Below are 714 nucleotides of genomic sequence, written 5' to 3' on the forward strand. Positions count from 1 at the left end.
TTATTGCCGCTTGAAGTGGATTTGAGAGACATAGCTAAATTTAGTTTACGCGTGTTTCTACCTTTGCCATTTGATGCGGGATAGGCTGACATGATGTCGTAGAAAGGTGTTAGTCTATAAGCACCATTGGCCTCAATAAAAATTGAAAAGTTTTTTGCATGCCCGTCGGTTGCACCGATCAACCATTGAAATACTTGAAAGCGCATAAAATCGTCGCAGTCGTTGTCTGCGCATCTAGAACGACTCAGTAGTTGCATGATTTCTTTAATACCAACGCCACTATCACTCTGATATTTCAATTGTGAGGGAAGCGAGAATACTTGGCACATGTCTTCTTGAGTCAATCGAATAAGTGCGTTGCCATCTTGTGAGCAGTGTCTATCGAAACGATCAATAACTAGAGCTTTCATTCCTTCAACTTTTAAGATCTCAATCTTTGGAACTTGGAAGCCCATTGCTTCTGCAAGTTTTATACAGAAATACTCATTTTCAACGCTCCCCGTCATATCAAGTGTTGCCGCTGGCTGCTGAATAAAGCCGATCGGAAATTTGAGAATGTGAGTGCTTGGGTAATCCAAACTGGGTAAAAACCAATCATTTTTGATTTTAAGAAGCGCAGTTTTCTCTTGCGCCCCAGATATTGTGAAGCGGAAGTCGTGCTTATTGGACATGCCAAGAGGGAACTGATACTCATGAGCCGTAACTATATCGTGT

The 714-nt window shown here is 41.6% G+C and carries 1 protein-coding gene; it reads right to left on the bottom strand.

What is annotated here, in order from left to right:
- Positions 1-714 (bottom strand): HipA domain-containing protein (locus R8N47_RS25165; RefSeq protein ID WP_318186099.1); only part of this gene is annotated, 714 nt, incomplete at both ends.

This window comes from Vibrio sp. 2132-1 (assembly GCF_033344315.1).